Here is a 22,348-nt window from a genome sequence, read left to right as displayed (position 1 = left end):
TGGCATCTTCTTTAAATATCTTTCGTTTTACGAAAGCTTTAGTAAGACCGGGAAGTTGAGAACTTTGTTCGAAAATCCCCCGGCCGCACTTAAGCATGAGGCAAATAAGAAAGGTATTTAAAAAGCAGCCTTGATCTTTTTTGCTTCTATTTTTTGGATCAAGCCAAAAAATGAAGTCGGGTTTGGGCGAAGCGCCAATTTAATTAGGACAATAATGGAATAAGATCTGGAAAACAGGTTTAAATATACACAGACCTGGCAGGTTTTTAAAACCCGTCAGGTCTGTTCGATATAAGAATTCACCACAGTGGAATCACTCCCCTTGATGGACACCAAAAAAATTCTCCAGAATTTTCCTGCTTTGTCCGCCGGTGATTAAAATCAGATAATCACCAGACTGTATGGTAATTTTTTTATCCGGATTCTTCAGCACTTTACCATCCTGAACCAAGCCAATGAGAATGGCATTAAAATCTTTTTTCAGCTTCATAAAAGCATCCAAATACTCGTAATCGGCAAATTCGCAGTCCTCCTTAATTAAAAACTGCTGAATATCCGAATCCTCATCGGCAACACTGGTGGCAATTAAATCTTCGGTATAAGCCGCCACGTGCGGCTCGAACAAATAGGAAGCTACTAATTTTGAGGCAACTTCGTTTTTGGCGATCACATGATCGATACCTGCATTTATGAATGTCTCCTTTAAACTTGGATTCGAACAGGTAACCACAACATTTGCCGTAGGATATTGTTTTTTCAGATTAATCACAAAAACCAATGTTTCCGAATCCTCCTTAAAATTAACAAATACCCTTTTCGATTGTGCGATATTCACTTTTGCATAAGCCTCCATATTCGAGTAATCGGCAAACAAGCAGAAAGTCTCCTTAGAAGTATACAAGTCGTCAATCAATTCCAGATCTGCTTTCGAATTGGTTACAAAAGCAACCTTTTGATCGGCTAAAATAATTTGATTCGCCACCTTTTTTCCGAACTCATTCCAGCCTATAATGATGTAATGATTTTCGAAATCAGTTCCCCAGAAACCATTTTTTTTCTTTTCCATATACCGATTAAATCTAACTGTTACTTCGCCAATAATAAATCCCAGCAAACCCAAACTTCCAATAATCACAAGCAAGCCAATAATTTTCCCCGGAATAGTAACCGGATAGAAATCGCCATATCCCACCGTTGTAAGCGTTACAATGGCATACCAAAAAGCATCCCCAACCGATTTTATATTCCCATTGGCAGATTGACTCTCGAACCATTGAATGCTAAGAATTGCAGAAACATAAAGCAGTGCGGCAATAAAAAAAATCAGCTTTTTCTTCATATAAATTGTATTGTAATAGCGACAAATTGCAAAAACGAAAAGCCTCCTTCTGCTTACGGAATTAATCCTCAGGTAAACTAATCTCCATGGCAGCCTTATTCCAATCTACCTGTAATTTACTTTGCTTTACTAATTTATGAAAACATTCTGATTTTGCCTGATTACAACTACTCAATTCGATATACGAACAGCCTTTGCCAGGAAAAGTATGAATTGCCAGGTGGGATTCTGCCAACAGCCAAAAAGCGGTATATCCCTGAACGGGAAAATGATAATCCGAGAAATTCAGGATCACAAAATCAGCTTCCTCCAGAAAATTTTGAAACATCGATTCTAATACCTCCGGATTGAATTCCGAAATCCAAAAACGAAGATTGTGAATCTTTGCGTCTAATATTTTTGATTTTAATATTGTCATTGCTTGCTAATTTTGAATGCTATCAATATAAATCCCAGTTTCCTTTTAAATAATACTTGTAGAGTACCGGATTATGAATTCGGTTGACATATACCGTATCTTTTTCCCACGGATAAAATTCTTTTCCAAAAGAGGTAATCAAACTCATTGCTTCGTGGTTGATCCATCGGGTAGGAACCTTAAAATGCAGACTTTGCAATTTCTTTTTTAAATCAGGATATGGACTTTGCTTCACTCCCAAACACCAACCCCATTCGCCAAGCGTAATTACCTGATTGTGCATGGGAATAGTTTCAAAACCGGCACTCTTCATGGTATTTAAAATACAAGTGAAAGCCTGTGTAGCGAAATACGGACTTCCTGCCTGAGTAACGATAATACCATGCGGACGAAGATGATGATAGCAAGTCTTATAAAATTCATGAGAATACAAGCGTCCCAATTCCACGGTTCTCGGATCGGGAAGATCCACAATAATTACATCGTAATAATCTTCATTATCCTGTACAAATTTGTATCCATCCTCATTAATAATGTTGACTTTAGGATTACTAAATGAATGCTGATTCAAGTTGGTAAGTATGGGATTTGTTTGAGCCAGTTTGGTCATTGCAGGATCTAAATCCACCAGCGTAATGGTTTTTACCTTAGGATATTTCAAGATCTCGCGAACAGCACATCCATCACCACCTCCCAAAACCAGTACGTTCACCGGATTTGGATGTAAAGTCATTGCCGGATGAATCAATGGCTCGTGGTACATGAGTTCATCCCTGGTACAAAGCTGCTCGTTACCATTCAAATACAACCAATAATCCTTTTTCCATTGGGTAATTACAATTCGCTGATATTGGGTTTGCTCGGCATATATTACCTTATCGGAATATTTTTGCTGCTCTCCGTATCGAATAATCGGATCGGTAACAAAAACTCCTAAGCTTAGCAATACTAGAATAAAAGCACCCAGAACGGCCAGCATCTTTCTCTCTCCAACTTTAAGCAGATTCCACAAAAAGAAAAGCACCACTATGGACACCGAAAAATTGACAAAACCCAGAACAAAGGGAGTATAGATCAGACCTAAAACAGGTAATCCTAAAAAGGCAAAAAATATTCCGCCCAACAAACTGCCGTAATAATCATTCTCTAAAATATTGGAGATATTAAAACGCAAGTTCTCGTAATCATCATTAATCCTGATCACCAGAGGAATCTCCATTCCTATCAATAAACCGATTAAAATAGCTAAAGCGTAAATCAACACACCAATAGCCTGCGTGTATGCCGAGGCAGTATAAACTAATAAAGGAGCAAAAGAAACCAGTACCGACAAGGCAAATTCCGTTAGCAAAAACCTTTTTAGCAAATTAAGTTCAAAGCCTTTACTCAATCGGCTTCCCAGGCCCATGGAAAATAACATGAGGGAGATAATCATCACCCACTGAAAAACAGAATTACCTAAAAAATACTGTGCTAAAGTGGATAATATATATTCAGCCACTACCCCCGAAAATCCGGTGGCAAAAATTGCTGCTTTTAATAATGTTGATCGATTTTTAAACATTCTTTTCTACACGTTTTACTATCAAGAAGGAACAAAGTCCAACCCAGAGAACTACAATTATCATGATAATTGGAACAATATATCTACAAACACCAGGTAATTAATACCGAACCGCCGATGTAAGCAAATGCTTCAATCAATGCAGCACCAATGTTCGGTTTCTCCTGGTTGATGATTTCATCGGTCAATTTTTCACCCGGCAACAAAATTTTATCGGTTACCAATCGCATCACAGGCAACAAAATTAATCCCACAAGCAACTCAAAACTAGTTTCGGTGAAAGATGGAAGCCAGCCTTGAAAATCACCGGTTAACCCAAATCGAATTAAATTACCAATTGCAATAACAGCACCGGCAAATCCTATTCCAACGGCAACATTATCTTTTTCGATATGCTCGTGTATATTGTAGGGAGTAATCCAATTGTAAAAACGAGTGGTTATAATGAGTGCCAACTGACCAAATGCCCAAAACACCACAGCGGTTAGGATACCAAAAAGCAATCCTCCGCTTTCTCCGGAAACGGCTCCAAAAATAATAAGACCCGAAGCTACAGAAACGGCTCCTTCCACCACACCGGTTCCGGCATTTTGATCTTCGATAATTTCTTTACGGATAGAAAAATTCCGAAGCATTAAAAGGTCGGATAAAAAGATAGAGCAATTCAAAAGTACGATGGCTAAAACGCCATAAACAGCTATATCAACTACATCGGTTACCAAACCGTTTGATGGTCCAACAATAGCACTTCCAATGGCTAAAAGTAAACCGACATAATATCCTACGTGAGACAAGGCAAAGGCAAAATTATCCTTTTTCACCAACTCATCCCGTACCTTAAACGAAGGATGAAGCAGCTGATAAACAAACTTACCAATAAGGAAAATGACAAATGCTACCATGAGATAAACCACAGCATCATAAACAAAATAGGAGAATTCTGATAATGAAGTCATAATTAATAATCTAAGATTTATAAAATGTACTTAACCAATAATTTTTTCAGGAAATTTATTTTCCAAATCCACCACTTCTCGAACGTGTTGAGCTTCTTCTGTATCTGGAAGAACTTCGCGTAGTTCTGGTAGATGTTCTTTTACGGTTGTAGCTGGAAGATGACCTGCTGACCCTGCTTCTCACCTTATTTTTGAAAGTAGAGGTTTTATTTCCCCATTTGCTGCTACGACCAGCACTTGTACCCGTATAAGATTTGGTGCCAAAGACAGGACTTGAACCTCTTGGACCGTAGTATCCACGGGAACTTCCGTAATATCCTCCAGTGCGATAATCATTCCAATAGGAACGACGGTAGGACATCATATTAAACATGGAAGACATGAAGGCATATTGCCCATAGAAAGCCCAGAATGAGGAGCCGCCACGATTTTCCCATCGTCCATATTTTTCATTTCCAACATAGTGATTGTAACCAGCAGGAACTGCTTGTTTGGTGATCACACCGTCTTTTTTCGAAACAATTTCCATCCCCATATTATTGATATTTTGGGAGAAGAAAGCTTCGCTTACATTTTTCCAACCTGTTTTTTGTTCCAGAACGGTATCTGGTCGCTCAATGATTATCTGATATTGGTGCCGATAATTATCAGAGGAAATACTACCCTCATCTGCATCCATATCAAATAATACAATAGAAAAGTTAGCTTCCTTATTTAAATCTTTGATCAGCTGATCTACAGGAGATTTTTGCCAGGTTTCGGCAACGGATGAAGATGTGTTTCTATTGCGACCACAAGTTTTTGCAATAAAGAACACCACAATAACACCGATGATTATTTTTGTGACTGTATTATCCATAAATTGAATTTGTTTAAAGGGTTCAAAGCTATATTATTTTGGCAGAATATTAGAGATTTCAAATTCCTTGATGATTTTACCGGCAGAGGCTTCAAATTCTTTCTCGTCCCATTGTTCAATACAGAGGATGTTATCGCCGGAAGCCTCCTCAAAATCCCAGGAAATAAATTCCACCCAATTATCACCTCGCTCTCCATCATTAAAATATCCCGGGGCTTCTTTCTCCAGCAAATACTTTTTATCCTTGAAAAGAATAGTAGTCGGTGGCTTTTGAACTTTCATTAATTTCTCCACAACATCATCACCCAAAGCTCGTACTTTAATCTTTTCGGATAGAGACAAAATAATTTCATCATCCTCTTCCACCGAAAGAAAAAGCGTTTTAGATCCATTATTTATCTTGAATTCACTCGTGAAGTAATTATCTCCCCAATCATATTCGTAGGCTGCTTGCACTTCCCAGGTTTCCAGATCGTATTCAAAAACAAAACCAACATCCAGGTCGGTTACCCGGATATTGGTGCTATCATATTTGGGCTGTTTTCGCTTAAAAAAATCGGCTAATCCCATTTTTATTTGATGTATTAATAATTACACTTGAAACCACAATCAGAAACTTAGCATGTATTGAATCATCATTAAAACGAATTAATGATGATTCAAATTGGCATTTCGTTTCAATTTATAAAAACAGCTATTGCTTATTTTTCATTTTTGCTTTTAGTTCCTCCAAGGCATTTGTTGCTTTCACATTGGTATCACTTAGCGTTGCATCAATCTCATCGTCCAGACTTCTGTTTTCAACGGATATTTCGCCATAAGCCTCGGCCATTGCTTCCTGTTGGGCCACTTTATCTTTCATTTTTTCCAACATCGAAACGGTGCCAGAACTATCAATCCCAGACAGCTGCTTGTTAATTTTTTGTGTTGCCTGACTAACGCGGGCTCTGGCTTTTAAAGTCCTCAATTCATTCTCGTAACGAGTAATCGTAGACTTCAATTTCTTCACGTTAGCATCTAACTGACTAATGTTGGTGTCAAATTTCGTTACTTCCTCCTGTGCTCTTGCAACACTTTCGGAGGACTGTTCTTTTCTACTTAAAGCTTCAGTAGCCAAACGTTCTGCTTCCGCCATTTCCAACTCTCCTTTTTCTGCTTTTTGCAACAAAAGCATGGCTTTTTGCTCGTAATTCTTAGCCATGGCTTTTTGTTCGTTCAACTCCCGTTTACTACGAATAGCCATTGCTTTCACTTCCGCCAAAGCTTGCAAACTCTTATCTAAATCCTTCTTCAAGTCCCGAATTCCTTGCTCGGTCATCTTAATCGGATCTTCTAATTTATCTATAGCTGCATGAGCTTCTGCTTTGCCCACGCTGAATAATCTGCTAAAAATTCCCATATCTTTTTATCCTATTTTAAATTACAGTTTCGAAAATGAAATTATCTCTTCGGAATATTCACTCAAAAGCATCTCCAGCGAATTAAGGGAGGCTTCCAGTTCATTTTGATCCAGAGTCTCTAATTGAAGGGTGTCGCGAAAGAGAACTTTTTTTCCGTTTTCATCCAAAGCAAAAGCTCCATGAATAATTTCTCTGTTTTTCATCAATAACGACTTGTAAATATCCGTATTCTCCTCCTTTAATTCGAAAAGTAATCCTTCGATGATTACTATTGGATCTTCACAATCTACAATCAGGTTTGTAATGCCACCATCCGGGTTTTCCACAACAAACAATTCTTCCGCTTTATCTTCCTGAATAATATTATATTCCAAGTTCAAAAGGTAATCCTTCACCTTATTAAAATTAGTGCTCATTTTTTCTGTTTTTTTTAATTTGAATCAATTAAATGTAGAACAATTTATCTGTATCGGGAAATATTTATCCTGATTGGCCAAAACGAATAAATACCACTCCTCTCCATATAAATTTTTGTTTGAGTTTGAAATTACAAAATAGGATGTATTGTGTCCAAACAAACTAAGGAGAATCTTTATTTTATTCGATAAAGAGGAGTTTTTACATGATTTCTAAAAGAGATTAAATAGAAATTCTAAATATTCTAACTGAAATTACTTCTAATCCTGGAAAAGAATACCAATTCTGAAACCAATTAAGTTTGCCATCAATAAAATATCAAGACTACAATCCCTGATAACCAGATCCTTTTTACTACAATCTTAATCACATCCTTTTTATTTTGTAAATAAAGACCCAAAACTCTTTAAAATTACATGGAGCATCCTTTTAATTTCATGCAGATATTTATATATTTAGGTTCATCAAAAAACAACGCATTAAATATATTATTAACCGACTTGCCTGAACCTGTTCAAAATCAACAAAAACAACACAAGCAGAGCTTACGCAGGTCATATCCAAGCCTAAAAAATTATTAAGAATGAAGATTCACGAATATCAAGCAAAAGAAATTTTACGCGCTTTTGGTGTTCCTGTTCCAGAGAGCAAAATTGCCTTCTCTGTTAAGGAAGCTGAAGAGGCTGCAACCGAAATTGGTCTGCCGGTGGTAGTGAAAGCCCAAATTCATGCCGGAGGTAGAGGAAAAGGAGGAGGAGTTAAATTCGCTCCTACTGCACAAGATGTCACACAATATGCCAATGATATATTGGGTATGACTCTGGTTACTCATCAAACAGGTCCAGAAGGAAAATTGGTAAAGAAGGTGCTTATTGAGGCTGCTTCAAATATCGATCGGGAATTGTATGCAGGTATTGTTTTCGACCGTGCAAGTTCAAAGGTTACTTTTATGGTTTCTACCGAAGGAGGTATGGAAATCGAAAAAGTTGCAGAAGAAACACCAGAGAAAATTGTAAAAGTTGCCGTTGATCCCGCTGTAGGATTACAAGCATTTCAGGCCAGACAAATGGCTTTTGCATTAAACCTGACTGGTGATGCCTTAAAAAATGGCGTGAAATTTTTTCTAGCCTTATATAAAGCATACATGGGAACTGATGCTTCTCTCTTCGAGATCAATCCATTAGTCGTAACCAAAGAAGGCGATGTAATTGCCTTAGATGCAAAAGCAAACTTCGATGACAATGCATTATATCGCCACAAAGACATTATGGCCTTGCGTGATTTGGATGAAGAGGAACCAATGGAAATTGAAGCTGGCAGATCTGGTTTGAATTACATCAAATTGGATGGTAATATTGGTTGTATGGTAAACGGAGCTGGTTTAGCAATGGGAACCATGGATATCATTAAACTTACCGGAGGAGAACCAGCGAACTTTTTAGATGTTGGTGGTGCTGCATCCGCAGAAACTGTAGAGAAAGGATTTAGAATAATTCTCTCCGATAAAAATGTGAAGGCCGTATTGATTAATATTTTTGGTGGAATCGTACGTTGCGATCGGGTTGCTAAAGGAGTAATTGAAGCAATTAAGAATATCGATACTCAGGTGCCGATTGTGGTACGCCTGCAAGGTACCAATGCTGAAGAAGGCAAAAAACTTCTGGAAGCATCAGGAATGAATATTATTGCAGCAACAGAGCTAAGAGATGCTGCTGAGAAAGTTGTTTCCACCCTTAAAACCATCAAAGCATAATGAGTGTACTAGTTGATAAAAATACAAAACTGGTGGTTCAGGGAATCACTGGTTCTGAAGGGGCTTACCATACCCAACAAATGTTAGAATATGGAACGAATGTAGTAGCAGGTGTTACGCCAGGTAAAGGTGGCCAATTGTTTATGGATAAAATTCCAATTTACAATACCATGCGAGGTGCTGTTGAGAAAACAGGAGCAAATGCTTCGGTAATTTTTGTTCCGCCAGCTTTTGCCGCTGACGCTATTATGGAAGCTGCTGAAGCCGGAGTTGCTTTAGTGATCTGTATTACTGAAGGAATTCCAAGTCTGGATATGTTGGAGGTTCATGAATATTTGAAAAAATATCCGAACACCAGATTAATCGGTCCAAATTGTCCGGGAGTAATAACCCCTGGAGAAGCAAAAATTGGTATTATGCCTGGCTTTATTCATAAACCGGGAACTATTGGAATTATTTCTCGTTCGGGAACTTTAACCTACGAAGCAGTTCACCAATTGGTGGAAGCCGGTTTTGGCCAGTCTACTGCAATTGGTATTGGAGGAGATCCAATCATCGGTACTCGCCATATTGATGCCGTAAAATTGCTAAACGAAGATCCCAAAACCGAAGCAATTGTTTTGATTGGTGAAATTGGTGGATCAGACGAAGAGACTGCTGCAGCTTATATCGCAGAGAACGTTGATAAACCTGTTGTTGCCTTTATTGCCGGACAGACAGCACCTCCGGGAAAACGTATGGGACACGCAGGTGCAATTATTGCAGGAGGTAAAGGTACTGCTGAAGAAAAAATGAAAGCTTTGGAAGCTGCGGGAATTCATGTTGTGAAATCCCCAGCTGACATTGGTAAAAAATTAAAAGAGGTTTTAGGATAATACTAAGAGCCTGATATAAAGACTGATTTCAAAAAGGAATCAGTCTTTATTTTTGGTATAAATATCAAAAAAAAGCATCCCGAATTTCTTCGGGACGTGAACTATTCTTTTACTGCAATAAGTCAAACAAAGCTAAATATTCCCATAAGTAAAAAATTCGATTACGACGAGCACCAGCTTGTTCCCGAATCAATCCACTTTCCTCAAAACATTTAACAATTTGATTCGCAGACTGAAAACTCACATTGAGTTTTTCTTTTACTTCATTAACGGAGAGATAGGGGTTACGATAAAAAACCTGAAGCAATTGTTTGGCACTCGCTTGTCTTTTCTTACCCATATCCCGATCAATCAAAGAAAGATACTTCTCATTTAATTTTTCAATATTGCTTAAGATATCCTTGCTGTGAATTGCTGATTCTTTGATACCTGTCAAAAAGAACTTAATCCATTGTTCAATATCATTTTTCGTGCGTACCAGATTCAAGCGATGATAATATTCCAATCTGTTCTTTTCAAAAAACACGGATAAACAAAAAATAGGCCTGGATACGAAATACAGACTTAAAATTTCAAACAGTATTAAGGTTCGGGCAGTTCGTCCGTTACCATCCAGAAATGGCATTATATTCTCAAATTGAAAAAGGGAGATGGCCATTTTTATTAACTGAGGCAATTCCAAATCATCATTTCTCCAGAATTTTTTACCATCGTTAATTAATATTTTTAATTCGTGTTTATTCGGAGGTACATATTCTGAATTCTGATCAAATTTACTATCACTAGCCTGAAAATAGGGACGAAATTTACCTGCAAAATCCTCCTTCTGAGGTAAGTCCTTGCATAGTATTTTATGAGATTCTTTGATTAAGCGAACCGAAAGTGGAAACTTTTTTAATTCCTCTACTCCCCAGTTTATTGCATTTATATGATTGGTGATTTCCTTCTGTTCATATATCCGTTTAAAACTCTTTGAAGTGTCAGGAAGAAAGACCTGAGATAGGCTACATTTACTTCCTTCAATTAAATTCGAGGCAATTACCTCCTGCGCAACAAACAAAGGTAAATACTGCTCTAAATTTGGATAGAACTTTGAATAGGCATTCAATTCTCCCAAATCAAGCATAGCAGATTCCAATAATATATTGATCTGCTTGTCTTTCCATTCAAAAGAACGATTAATTAATGAAGCTGTTACACTTCTATAACCCACCTTATAGCTTTGATAACCGAAATCTCCTTTCGGTTTCTTATTCAAATTAACATTCATATCATTGAATAAAATGATCTTATTGAAGGCAAAAGTAAAAATAATTTAATAAAAACTTCAGACACCTGCTAGATATCAGCTTTCATCAAGGAATCCAGATATGTCTATATTTTTGATTTTCTGCCTATTACGAATAACAAATTGCTTGTTCTTGTATAATGAAAATAGAAATTTTAAAATTTCACTTATATTCCAAGCGAAAATTAAAACATCAACTTATGATAAAAAAAGTTTTTTTAGCAATTGCCATTATTGTGTTGGCTTATAATGTTAAAGCAGAAGGATTCGCAGTAAATCTTCAAGGAAACAAGCAAGTAGGTATGGGACATGTTGGAACTGCCTTAAACTTTGATGCCAGTAGTATGCAATGGAATCCCGGAGCTTTAGCTACACTAGATCAAAAATACAGTTTTTCGGTTGGAGGATTTGCAACTCTAATCAAAACAGAATACACCGGAGCTTTAGGTAAAGAAGAAACAGATAACCCAACCGGAACACCATTCTATTTATATGGATCGGTAAAAGTAAGCAATAAACTTGCGATTGGTTTAGGTGTTTATACTCCATTTGGAAATAAAGTAGATTGGGGTAAAGACTGGTCTGGAAAATATTTAATTCAGAATATCGAATTAAAAGCTATTTATATCCAACCAACAATTTCCTATCAATTGGCTGATTGGATTAGTGTAGGTGCCGGATTAAATATTGTATACGGAGAATTTACTCTAAACAAAGAATTTCCAATCCGAAATCCTGCTGATGGTTCTTTTATTACAAATGGAGGTGTTGAATTAAGCGGTAACAAAATAAAATATGGTTATAACTTAGGCGTTTTTCTTCAACCTACTGAAAAGTTTAATATCGGCCTTTCTTATCGCTCACAAGTAGATATTGATCTGGATTATTCAGATGGAGATGCAAAATTTTCAAATATCCCAGCAGCTTTTGCACCAGTATTTCCCGATGGAGGAGTTGCAGCAACCCTTCCAATGCCAGCCAGTTTCAATATTGGACTTGCCTATCAAATTGATAATAAATGGTTGGTTTCGGCTGATGTAAACTTCGTGCAATGGAATAAATATAAATCATTAGATTTCGATTTTGAAAATGATCCAACCGGAATGTTAGATTCTAAAAGTCCAAGAAATTGGGACAATACAATGATTTACAGAATTGGTGCACAATATTCTGCAAACTCAAAATTAGATCTTAGAGCTGGTTTCTATTACGATGAAACACCAGCTCAGAAAGATTTTTATACTCCGGAAACTCCAGGTGCAAATAAAATTGGAGTTTCAACTGGGTTTTCATACAAATTTACCAACAAGTTAAGTTTAGATGCTTCTCTTCTTTACATTAACGGTGAAAAAACAAAGGCTACAGATTCTACTACTGGATTTTCCGGCGAATATAAAAATACCGGTTGGATTCCAGGAATAGGTGTTACATACAATTTCTAATTTCTTTTACTACAACATCATTTAAAAATGAGTCTAATCCATCCAGATTAGACTCATTTTTTTTGCCTTACATTTTGAGATGAGACATACTAAATCTCCTTCATGATCATCGAGGTTAATTAATTGCACCTCTTATATGTTTTACACAAAATATCAAATAAAAAGCTCTACAATTCGGTGAACTTACTTAATATTGATATTTTGCAGAGATTTTAGCTCCACTTAACCAATCTCGCTAATCATGAAACAAATAGCCCTATTCATATTACTACTTTGTATGTTTTCCAATTCGGTACATTCAATTGGATTTTTTCAGAAGAAAAATAACTCAAAGACCGTAATATTGACGGATAGAGTTACTGAATACTTAGATTCTTCCAAGGTTCTTCGAAATGTTTCTCTTGAACAAAGTATTGAGATTTGTCAGAAAGCAATTAAAATGGCGGAGGAGCTTAATAATCCGGAGTTATCAGCAAAAGCCTACAAAGCTCAAGGAATAAACTACTATTTTATAGGAAACATTGATTCCTCCTTTAGCTACTACAATAAAGCAATCCCACAGTTTGAAGCATTAAAGTCGCAGGTTGATATCGGTAAAGTATTAGGGAATATTGGACTTTTATACAGAAAAAAAGGACAATATGATAAAGCGTTAGAATACTATCTGAAAAATTTTAAGATTTATGAAAAATACAATTACCAAAGAGGCATGGGTAGCGTTCTCAATAATCTGGGGAATCTCTACAACGAAACGGGTGATTTAACTAATGCAGAAAAATATTATCAACTAGCCCTTATAAACTTCAAAAAATTTAAGAATACTAAAGAAATTGCTAATGCCTACTGCAACCTGGGAGCTGTAAATGAAAAAAGAAAGGAATTTAAAGCTAGTTTAAATTACTATAAGCAATCACTCGAAGAGAATGCAAAGCTTGGTAATAAATTATTCGAATCGAAACTTATTTTTAATATTGGATTTTTGTACCATGCTCAGGGGAAATTAGATTCTGCTTTTCATGAGGTAAAAAAAACTGAAGCAGTAAGGATCCAATTAGGCGATCAGAATGGAGTAATCAGCTCGAAGTTAGAAATTGCCAAAATTTTAATAGACCAAAAGAAATATAAAGAAGCCGAAAGCTATCTACAGGAAGCAAATCAGCTGGCTCAAAAATCAAATAATTTCAAATGGATATCCGAAATATCTCAGTCATTGACTGACGTTTATAGATTACAAACCAATTTTAAAAAAGCCTTCCATTATCAAACCGAACTCATTCAGATAAAGGATTCACTGGAAAATAAGGAAACCACAGAGCGGTATAATAATCTACTGGCAAAATTTGAAACAGAACAAAGAGCAAAAGAATTTGAACTCTTACAACAGCGTACACAGATTCAAAATTTAGAACTGGATAAAAAAAATGCATGGATCACAACCTTACTGGTAGTGTTGATATTAGGTATTGTAGCCGTATTGGTTTCCTTGCGGATGAACCGTTTGCGAGCCGATCATAAGATAATGGATTTGCGCCAGAAGGTATTGCTTACTCAGATGAATCCTCATTTCCTATTCAATTCACTAACTGCCATTCAGAGTTTTATTCTCGATGACAGAAATGACGAGGCCAACAATTATTTATCGCGATTGGCAAGTCTGGTACGAGGAATATTGGAAAACTCAAGACAGGAATTCGTTTCCCTGCGAACCGAATTGAATACTCTGGAAGATTATATCGGCTTACAGAAATTACGCTTCGAAAATGATATCGCCTATCACTTTGATGTGGAGGAACACATCGACCCGGATGCCATTTTTGTTCCTCCCATGTTGGCTCAACCATTTGTTGAAAATGCTTTGATACATGGACAACTTCGAAACAATCCCAACGCCGAAATTCAAGTCAATATTTTTCTTACAGATAATCAGAAATTGCTTCAATTTCAGATCAGAGATAATGGAATAGGGATTGAGGAAGCCAAAAAGAATGAAGTGAAAAAAGGCCACAAATCATTGGCTACCTCCATTGCTTTAGATCGGGTGAAGATTTACAATTTTAAATCGTCGAAGAAAATGAATTTCGAGATTGTTGATTTAAAAAATATAGATGCTAGTACGCATGGCACTCAGGTTACTTATAGTATTCCTGTTACGATACATCAGAATTAAAACATATCCAAAAACAATATCGTCCTAAACGTTTCTGTTTATTTATATCTTTTATTTCGAAACCATATGTTTATGGCTAATAACACTGTAAAGGGTTTATTTCTCAGCAACCTTGATCTTTTTACTTCCGTTTCTGGGATCAAGTAATTACATTAATGAATTAAAGCTATGAACCAAATAAACACTGGGATTCAGCAGCTTCATTCAAAAAGTGTTTCTTAAGAGCCAAAAAATGAAATCGGCTTTGGGCGAAGTGCCAATCAAGTTAGGACAATATTGACACTTTAATTCTAATCTGAGAAAACAAATCTATACCTCTCGCAATAGCACATATTCCTACTTCGGTAATTTCGATTAAATTTGCAGCAGAAAAGCAGGACATCACCTATTGGTAGCACTGTGCACAAATAATGTAATAGAAATGATAGAGGCAAAGGAAATATTTAGCGTAGGCAACGAAAACGAATTTAAAGCGCTGGCATTAAAAATATTCAGGTTTCAAGCAAAGAATAATAAGCTGTATCAGCAATACCTGAATCATCTGGACTGTAAGGTATCTGCAATCACAAGCCTGGAATCGATTCCCTTTTTGCCAATTGAATTTTTTAAATCGCACAAAATTGTTTCTACCGATGCCGAAGCACAAGCCATATTTACCAGTAGCGGCACCACAGGCAATTTAACCAGTCGGCATTTTGTTCCCGATTTAAGTATTTACGAAGCCAGTTTTAAACTGGGATTCCAACAATTTTACGGATCGATAGAAGACTATTGTGTGTTGGCCTTACTTCCCTCTTATCTCGAAAGAGAAGGATCCTCCCTTATTTATATGATGGAGCATCTAATTCGGGACAGCAAACATCCGCAAAGTGGTTTTTATCTTCATAACCACAAAGAACTGCTTGCCACCATCAGCGAACTACAAAAAAACAAGCAGAAGATACTGCTTTTGGGCGTTAGCTTTGCCCTGCTCGATTTAGCCGAAAATCACCAACTAAACTTGGAGGATATAATTGTAATGGAGACCGGAGGTATGAAAGGTCGCCGTAAAGAAATTACCCGCGAGGAGTTACACGCCTTTTTGTGCAAACAATTTGGTGTAAATCACATTCATTCGGAATACGGCATGACAGAACTGTTATCGCAAGCCTACTCGAAAGGCAATAGTTTGTTTCGCACTCCGGCATGGATGAAAATCATGATTCGCGATACTTACGATCCTTTTAGTTACGAAAAAACCGGCCGCACCGGAGGTGTGAATGTAATTGATCTGGCAAATATTAATTCCTGTTCCTTTATAGAAACAAAAGATCTGGGGAAAATCCATACCGATGGCAGTTTCGAAATTCTCGGTCGTTTCGATCATTCGGATATTCGGGGTTGCAACCTGCTGGTGAACGAGTAAATCTTTTTAAGCTTTGGGAAATAAAACGTCTACGCTTTCCCAAAATTCAGTAATAATCTGACCAACTATTTTAGGAAGGGTCATACTCCTGTTAGAATTTTTCATGCCCTGTTACTTTGGCAACAAACCCTGTTGGGTTTATAGCTGCCCTGTTAGCATTTCCATATTTCCTGTTGCTTTTTAACTTGTCCTGTTAGTCTTGCTATTATCCCTGTTGATTTTCAGAGCGTCCTGTTATATTTCTAATGACCCTGTTGATATATTACCAATCCTGTTGCTATTTACCTAGCCCTGTTACATTCGAACTCGCCCTGTTCAACAGGATAGCTATTTTCTTAACAGGACGAGCAAAACACTAACAGGGCGACTATTTCCTTAACAGGATCACTTTGGATCTAACAGGGCGACTATTTTCGTAACAGGATTACCTAAACCCCGGCAGGACTACTCCTCAAATATTATTGGTATAAATCTTATTTAAAATGATTCTATGATCATAACCTATGAAATCCCTACTAAATATTAAATAATATATTTAATTTTAAGGGGCGTTTAGAAAACATACTAAATGCGAAAGGGGAGATTAGGCTAGGCGATTCCGAACAGACTAACAACTTAGCGCGAGTAAGGAATGGGTTTGAGATTTATACAGGAAGGTTTGGGGAAGGGAAGTTCAAAAACGACTGAAATTTACACTCATGTATCCAAAACAGATTTCTGTAAGTTTAAAAATCCTATTGATGATTTAATCAACACGCTGTAAAAATCATAACAGGTGACGGATTCTTACAGCTATTCGTTAGCGTTCATACAGGAAAGATAAATTCAATAATCGTAATATGTTTTGAGATGAGACAAAAGAATGAAAGGCAGCATTATGTGCCACAATGTTACTTGAGGAATTTTTCTGAGAATGGAAAAAATCTTTATACCTACGATAAGATTATAAAAAAATCATTTTGCAGTTCCACAGGAAAAGTTGCTTATGAAGATTTCTTTTATGATCTGCCAAAGAAATATATTCGAAATATAGAGCAGTTGCCATTCGCAGAGAAGTATTTTGAAAAGGAATTTTTCTCAAAAAACGTTGAAGTAGCATTCAGTAGTCTACTTTCAAAAATTATAACCAAAGCAACTAATTGGAAAATTAGCAATTTAGATACTACGATATTAGATGGTGACGAAAAAAGCACGTTTGCTTATTTAATAGTTATTCAATATTTAAGAAATATAAAAGTTAGAAACAATTTTTCTACAATGTTTGAAAATCTAGCTCAACAATCAGCTGATATAATAGCATCAACTATTGATAGTAATCTAAAGGTAAAAGCAAGTTTGGATAAAGAGTTTGAGCCTGTTTTGCATTCGGATATTTATGCTGATCCTGAATTTTTGAAAAATTGTGCGTCTGATTTGTTGAAAAAACACTGGGTTTATTACGTGTCATCAGACAATGATTTTATAACATCAGATAATCCTGTGTTATTAAAACCTCACCTCCAAAATCAACGCAGATTTAATGAAGGGTTTGGTATGTCAGGTGTGGAGATTATTCTACCTATAAGTCCTTCCGTTTTATTAACTATATGGGATTCTGAACATCATAAGGATAAGTTAACACATTCAGATAAGTTTATCTCTGAAATTTCTATGCGGAAAAAAAGAGAATATAATATGTATCAATATCTACATGCTCACAGACAGGTGTTTTCTAAAACAAATAATTTTGAATTAATTAAACTGTTGGAGAATATAATTAAGTGAGAGAATTACTTTTTATAAGTCTACATTTAATTATGTGTAAGTACGAAACGCTAACAAAAGCTAAATTTCATGGGCGCTGATAAGCAGTTCGAAAGTTTAGTGCAATTAAGAAACACCAGCAAGCCAATTAAAATTAGTTTGTTCAAAATATAAACAAATTTACTCGGCTTGCTTATTTGGCGCATTGATAAGTTTACTCTTTGAAATCGCCCACGAAACTTAGCAAGACCGTTGTGTGGCTTACAAAATCACTGCAAATGATTGACATTGACGTAAATAAATCTTTACATTTTAAACGAATGACATATAAAACCACATGGATTGATTTGGTCTCAGGATTTATTGGTAATGTTTTAATTTCTTTATGGTTTCCTGTCATTGGATTTTTTCTATTTTATGACGCAATTAATGGATTTGGGAATAACCCTTCAGTGGAACAGACTATTTTTGAAATATTTTTATTTTTGATATTTCAGTTATTTGGATATTTTATAATTCGGTCTTTTATTAATATTAACAGACTCTATAAAATGGAAGGGATATAAATAGAGAAATTGTTAGAGGACTAATTGCTGACAAAAATTGGGGAATTCAGAATGACAACAAAAAATTTATAAAAGCAATAATACCATCTACATTTAGTTCGGGCGGACAACTTTATATTCTTTTTGAAAATGAGTGGATTTATATCAATTCAACAACTTTTGGATTACATGACTTAAAATCGCCATTTCACTTTATTGCAGACAAGAAAATTGTTGATTTATTAAGGGATGAGTTTAAGAAGGAAATAAAAAGTACGCCACACAATAAATAGAACTATGAGCGGTCTGCAAGACCCAGCGATGAGTACATGTTGAACTACATCCCGTGTTGCTTTGGATTTTCTATGCTTTTACCGACGATTTTTCTTGTATTCTGAAGTCTTCAGAGGAGGAGCTTACGTGAATCTGGTGCATTAATCTTCCTAATTTATGGATTTTCAACAGGCTGTACCGTTTGTAAAGCGATGAAAACCGAGAGATTAGGGCGTACAAATCCAGTCTTCATAGGAATGAAGATTTGAAACGAAGTTATTCCCCCTGCTGGTGTGCGATTTACTCGCGTTCCGTTTTCTATAAAAGAACTATACGAAAGGATTCGTGCGGCAGCGGAGGGGTATTCCTGATTCCCTGCCGAAATATTTCTTATCCTGCTGTCTTTTTTGTCGCCCTTCCACTATTAAAGGCAATCCTGCCAACATTTTGATGTTTCCTGCTGCCTTTTTTCTCATCCTGCTAGTATTTCCTTATTTCCTGCCGCCTTTTGTGTTCTCCTGCCAGCTATTTACACGTCCTGCTGTGTTTTGTATTACCCTGCTGTATTATTAGTTACCCTGCTGCATGTTTACCCGCCCTGCTATATCATTTATCGCCCTGCCCGGCAGGACGACTTATTTCTTAGCAGGACGACCAAATTATCGGCAGGACAGGTTATTTAGTAGCAGGACGCGTAAATTACCGGCAGGACGGTATTTTTTGCAGCAGGATTACCTAAACCTCGGCAGGACGCCTCCTCAAATACTGTTGGTATAAATCTTATTTAAAATGATTCTATGATCATAACCTATGAAATCCCTGCTAAATATTAAATAATATATTTAATTTTAGAGGGCATTTAGAAAACATACTAAATGTGAAAGGGGAGATTAGGCTAGGCGATTTCGTACAGATTAACAACTTAGCGGGAGTAAGGAATGGGTTTGAGATTTATACAGGAAGGTTTGGGAAAGGGAAGTTCGAAAACAACTGAAATTTACACTCATGTATCCAAAACAGAATTTTCGTAAGTTTAAAAACCCTATTGATATTTTAATAAACACGCTGTAAAAATCATAACCATTGACGGATTCTTACAGTTTAACGTTACCATACATTGAAAAAGAGCATTGTAGGAAAAATGTATCTTAGTAAAAAGATTTAGTATGAGAGATTTAACAAATTCAAATATTGCCAGACAAAATATACTAAATAACCGTTTTGCAATTGAAAAAATCCAAGAATACATTGGGTTACCAGGGATGCTATTTGAAGGAGAATATAAGTTTACCATTCAAATGGTCGCTGATTTTTATGATATTGACGAAAGGACTGTTAAGAGATATTTGGAGAAATATGACCAAGAGTTAAAACATAATGGGTATATTTTAAGTAGGGGTAAACGACTAAAAGAGTTGAAGTTACAGTTTGGTCATGTCATCAATGTCCCGAGCAAAACAACTCAATTAGGATTGTTTAATTTTAGGGCATTCCTAAATCTAGGAATGTTGCTTGCTGAAAGTGATAATGCAAAGCTCCTTAGGTCAAAAATGCTTGATATTGTAATTGAAACCATTAATGAGAAAACAGGTGGTGGAACCAAATACATTAATAGAAAAGATTCTGATTATTTACCTACTGCAATTCGAGAAAGTAAGTATAGAAAAGAGTTTACTTCAGCATTAAACAGATATGTAGATATGGGAAATTATAAGTATTCTCTTTTTACAGATAGAATATATCATTGCATATTTAAAGAAAATGCAAAAGAATATAAACAAATATTAAAGCTTGAGACAAAGGATAATGCACGAGATACAATGTATGCCGAAATATTAAATCTTATTGCGTCATTTGAGACTGGAATTGCTTTTGAACTAGAAAAGCACTCCAAACAAAAAGGAAGAAAATTACATCAAAAAGAAGTTGATGATATTTTCAAGTATTTTTCGGAGCATCCATTACAAAGACCACATATTGAAGATGCTAGAACAAAAATGGCATCAAGAGATTTACATTTTAGAGATGCTTTCCATAAAAAACTAGAGCAATATATACAGTCAATTTCTCCTGCAGATTTTGAGCGTTTTCTTGGAGAACAAAGTGTTGACTTTGAGCAACAGCTTGAAGAAGCAAAGGATGTTTTTAAACGTTTAAAAGATGCAGAATGAGTGAGATTATCTACATTACCAACATTCAGGAAGTAATTGACATCCACAAAAAAACTATTGAAATAAGTGGCGGAGGAACAGATGGGATAATTGATATCGGATTGTTGGAATCTACAATTGAACACATCCAAAATGATTTGTATTATCCAACTTTTATAGAGAAACTTACCCATTTGTTTTTTGCTGCAAATAAAAGCCATTGCTTTCAAGATGGAAACAAACGAATTGCAATTTCTTTGGGTAGTATATTTCTATTGAAGAATGGATATTTGGAAGCAGCCCACCGATTTTTGTATAAAATGGAGACAATTAGTTATCATCTTGCTGCAGGTAGAATTGAAAAGGAATTTCTCCAAGACATAATTGAATCCTTAGTATACGAAGATGATTATTCAGAAGAAATTAAATTAAAATTACTTGATTGTATTTCGCCCGGAGAAAACAACGAATGGTAATCGAGTAGATGATCCCGACTAAAATAGTCGGGATACACCTCTCACACCACCAGATATTTCGGAAAATTAAGGATAAACCAAGCAGAATTATTTAGAAAAAATATTAGCTAAAATGCTGTCTGTGCCGAGCTGCTTTCAAAAAAAAACACCAAACAGAGCATTGAATGTAAACCAACTCCGTTTGATGTTTTGCACCCCTAACTATAAAAACTAACTATACGATTTTCCAATTTTCAGCTAAGCTAAGCTGCCACTTCCAGGCAGAAAGCAGCGTTTCCTCCAAACTGGCTTCAGATTTCCAACCAAGCTCCTTATTAGCAAAGGTAGTATCCGCATAAATCTGTTCAATATCGCCTTCTCTGCGTTCTACAATTTCGAAAGGAACTTTCTCTCCGGTAGCACGCTCGAAAGAATCGATAATCTCTAAAACGGAAACTCCCTGTCCGGTTCCCACATTAAAATACTCGTATCTGTTTTTTTGTTTATTCTCCAATAATCTTTGAATAGCCACTACATGAGCTTTGGCAAGATCCACCACATTGATATAATCCCGAATGCATGATCCGTCCGGCGTGTTGTAATCATTTCCAAAAACATTTAATTGAGGTCTTATTTTCACTACGCTTTGCGTTAAAAAGGGTATCAGATTATTGGGAACTCCCATGGGCAGTTCTCCTATTTTTGCCGTGGGATGTGCGCCTATCGGATTGAAATAACGCAATGCTATTCCATTCAAATCGTGATGGGCACTAATTGTATCCCGAATAATATCCTCACAAATCGATTTTGTATTGCCGTAAGGAGATTCGGCCTCTTTTCTTGGTGTTGATTCGGTAACGGGAAGCTGATCGGGCTGTCCGTAAACCGTGCAAGAGGAAGAGAAAACCAGATTAGAAATCTCATTATCCTTCATGGCTTGCATGATATTGATCAAAGAATTAAGGTTATTTCGATAATACAACAATGGTTTTACCACCGATTCGCCAACTGCTTTAGAGGCTGCAAAATGGATAATTGCATGTACTTCATCCTGTTTATCAAAAAAATCAGCGCAAGCTTTACTGCAACTCAAATCCACTTTCTGAAACTGAGGACGAATTCCGCTAATGGCTTCTATCCCATCCAAAACTTCCATTTTAGAGTTCGACAGATTATCTGCGATTAGCACTTCAAAACCATTTTTTTGAAGTTCAACCACAGTATGCGAACCAATATATCCGGTTCCTCCGGTAACCAATACTTTTTTCCTCATCATATTACCCCGTAATAATTTCCAAT

At 36.2% G+C, this 22,348-nt stretch carries 19 protein-coding genes; 9 read left to right on the top strand and 10 right to left on the bottom strand.

Annotated features, from left to right (window positions below; translation table 11 throughout):
* Positions 1–313: 313 nt before the first annotated feature.
* From DLK05_RS10335 to DLK05_RS10300, 8 genes are all read right to left on the bottom strand, one after another.
* On the bottom strand, positions 314–1,366 hold the full coding sequence (locus tag DLK05_RS10335) for a potassium channel family protein (RefSeq protein ID WP_498366003.1): 1,053 nt from the start codon (positions 1,364–1,366) through the stop codon (positions 314–316).
* 34 nt (positions 1,367–1,400) lie between these two features.
* Complete coding sequence (locus DLK05_RS10330; protein ID WP_127343928.1) at positions 1,401–1,757, bottom strand: S-adenosylmethionine decarboxylase; 357 nt, start codon at positions 1,755–1,757, stop codon at positions 1,401–1,403.
* A gap of 22 nt (positions 1,758–1,779) precedes the next feature.
* Positions 1,780–3,321, bottom strand: coding sequence for a polyamine aminopropyltransferase (locus DLK05_RS10325; protein ID WP_127343927.1), 1,542 nt, complete (start codon positions 3,319–3,321; stop codon positions 1,780–1,782).
* Between the two features lie 83 nt (positions 3,322–3,404).
* Positions 3,405–4,277, bottom strand: coding sequence for a DUF350 domain-containing protein (locus DLK05_RS10320; protein WP_127343926.1), 873 nt, complete (start codon positions 4,275–4,277; stop codon positions 3,405–3,407).
* Positions 4,278–4,332: 55 nt separating this feature from the next.
* Positions 4,333–5,136, bottom strand: a complete 804-nt coding sequence (locus DLK05_RS10315) for a hypothetical protein (RefSeq protein WP_127343925.1) — start codon at positions 5,134–5,136, stop codon at positions 4,333–4,335.
* A 33-nt stretch (positions 5,137–5,169) separates the two neighbouring features.
* Positions 5,170–5,706 carry a DUF4178 domain-containing protein gene (locus DLK05_RS10310; protein WP_127343924.1) on the bottom strand — a complete coding sequence of 179 codons (537 nt, stop codon included), beginning with the start codon at positions 5,704–5,706 and terminating at the stop codon, positions 5,170–5,172.
* A gap of 124 nt (positions 5,707–5,830) precedes the next feature.
* Entirely contained in the window at positions 5,831–6,535 is a 705-nt protein-coding gene (locus tag DLK05_RS10305) for a PspA/IM30 family protein (protein WP_127343923.1), read from the bottom strand.
* Positions 6,536–6,556: 21 nt separating this feature from the next.
* Positions 6,557–6,952: a YbjN domain-containing protein gene (locus DLK05_RS10300; RefSeq protein WP_127343922.1), complete on the bottom strand. Its 396-nt coding sequence runs from the start codon at positions 6,950–6,952 to the stop codon at positions 6,557–6,559.
* 584 nt (positions 6,953–7,536) lie between these two features.
* On the opposite strand from DLK05_RS10300, the gene sucC reads away from it, so the two are divergent.
* Both sucC and sucD read left to right on the top strand, forming a co-directional pair.
* Positions 7,537–8,706 (top strand): ADP-forming succinate--CoA ligase subunit beta, encoded by a 1,170-nt coding sequence (gene sucC / locus DLK05_RS10295; protein ID WP_127343921.1) that lies wholly within the window; start codon positions 7,537–7,539, stop codon positions 8,704–8,706.
* Complete coding sequence (gene sucD, locus DLK05_RS10290) at positions 8,706–9,581, top strand: succinate--CoA ligase subunit alpha (protein ID WP_127343920.1); 876 nt, start codon at positions 8,706–8,708, stop codon at positions 9,579–9,581. The genes sucC and sucD overlap by 1 nt, the downstream gene beginning before the upstream one ends.
* Before the next feature lie 109 nt (positions 9,582–9,690).
* Here sucD and DLK05_RS10285 read toward each other — a convergent pair whose 3' ends face one another.
* On the bottom strand, positions 9,691–10,851 hold the full coding sequence (locus DLK05_RS10285) for a Fic family protein (protein ID WP_127343919.1): 1,161 nt from the start codon (positions 10,849–10,851) through the stop codon (positions 9,691–9,693).
* A 218-nt stretch (positions 10,852–11,069) separates the two neighbouring features.
* Here DLK05_RS10285 and DLK05_RS10280 point away from each other — a divergent pair, with 218 nt between their 5' ends.
* From DLK05_RS10280 to DLK05_RS10245, 7 genes are all read left to right on the top strand, one after another.
* Complete coding sequence (locus tag DLK05_RS10280) at positions 11,070–12,311, top strand: OmpP1/FadL family transporter (RefSeq protein WP_209319826.1); 1,242 nt, start codon at positions 11,070–11,072, stop codon at positions 12,309–12,311.
* Between the two features lie 241 nt (positions 12,312–12,552).
* Positions 12,553–14,478 (top strand): tetratricopeptide repeat-containing sensor histidine kinase, encoded by a 1,926-nt coding sequence (locus tag DLK05_RS10275; RefSeq protein WP_127343917.1) that lies wholly within the window; start codon positions 12,553–12,555, stop codon positions 14,476–14,478.
* Between the two features lie 421 nt (positions 14,479–14,899).
* Complete coding sequence (locus DLK05_RS10270) at positions 14,900–15,883, top strand: long-chain-fatty-acid--protein ligase (RefSeq protein WP_127343916.1); 984 nt, start codon at positions 14,900–14,902, stop codon at positions 15,881–15,883.
* A gap of 849 nt (positions 15,884–16,732) precedes the next feature.
* Positions 16,733–17,647 carry a DUF4238 domain-containing protein gene (locus tag DLK05_RS10260; RefSeq protein ID WP_127343915.1) on the top strand — a complete coding sequence of 305 codons (915 nt, stop codon included), beginning with the start codon at positions 16,733–16,735 and terminating at the stop codon, positions 17,645–17,647.
* A gap of 257 nt (positions 17,648–17,904) precedes the next feature.
* The gene (locus DLK05_RS10255) at positions 17,905–18,192 is read left to right on the top strand and encodes a hypothetical protein (RefSeq protein ID WP_127343914.1); all 288 of its coding nucleotides are present in this window, start codon (positions 17,905–17,907) and stop codon (positions 18,190–18,192) included.
* A gap of 1,418 nt (positions 18,193–19,610) precedes the next feature.
* The gene (locus DLK05_RS10250; protein ID WP_127343913.1) at positions 19,611–20,615 is read left to right on the top strand and encodes a DNA-binding protein; all 1,005 of its coding nucleotides are present in this window, start codon (positions 19,611–19,613) and stop codon (positions 20,613–20,615) included.
* Positions 20,612–21,070, top strand: a complete 459-nt coding sequence (locus DLK05_RS10245; RefSeq protein ID WP_127343912.1) for a type II toxin-antitoxin system death-on-curing family toxin — start codon at positions 20,612–20,614, stop codon at positions 21,068–21,070. The genes DLK05_RS10250 and DLK05_RS10245 overlap by 4 nt, the downstream gene beginning before the upstream one ends.
* Positions 21,071–21,284: 214 nt before the next feature.
* Here the strand turns inward: DLK05_RS10245 and galE are convergent, their stop codons facing one another.
* Positions 21,285–22,325 (bottom strand): UDP-glucose 4-epimerase GalE, encoded by a 1,041-nt coding sequence (gene galE, locus DLK05_RS10240; RefSeq protein ID WP_235831986.1) that lies wholly within the window; start codon positions 22,323–22,325, stop codon positions 21,285–21,287.
* Positions 22,326–22,348 lie beyond the last annotated feature (23 nt).

It is taken from the genome of Ancylomarina longa (assembly GCF_003996985.1).
Lineage (GTDB): Bacteria > Bacteroidota > Bacteroidia > Bacteroidales > Marinifilaceae > Ancylomarina_A > Ancylomarina_A longa.
Note: the sequence above shows the minus strand (reverse complement) of the source record. Positions and strands in the feature narration are given on the sequence as shown.